Origin of the sequence: Halioglobus sp. HI00S01, from assembly GCF_001635445.1 — a bacterium.
Lineage (GTDB): Bacteria > Pseudomonadota > Gammaproteobacteria > Pseudomonadales > Halieaceae > Halioglobus > Halioglobus japonicus.
The window spans coordinates 1-337 of the sequence record NZ_LWEE01000325.1; the positions used below are offsets into that span (position 1 = coordinate 1).

Sequence of the window (337 nt, forward strand, 5' to 3'; positions counted from 1 at the left end):
TGCTTTCTCGCTCGACTTGCATGTGTTAGGCCTGCCGCCAGCGTTCAATCTGAGCCATGATCAAACTCTTCAGTTTAAATCTTTTACCTCTACACCTTACCGGCTGTAAGAGGGATTGTTTGCGCGATTACCTCGCGATAACAATCAAATCTCGGCTCAGACACAATTCGAAATCAATGTTCCATAAAACTTATGAATCAATGGTCACTTGTTGTGTCTGAATAGTCGTGTACAACTATCCCAACAAGTGCCCACACATCTGTCTTCGTCTTCTTGTTAAGCAACTCCCGAACCGCCAGGGTTGGGATTTTGTCCCGGGTCATCCCCGAAACAGTGG

At 46.3% G+C, this 337-nt stretch carries 1 rRNA gene; it reads right to left on the reverse strand.

Going from position 1 to position 337, the window contains the following annotated elements:
• A 16S ribosomal RNA gene (locus tag A3709_RS20815) occupies positions 1-76 on the reverse strand; the annotation flags it as partial.
• Between the last annotated feature and the right edge of the window lie 261 nt (positions 77-337).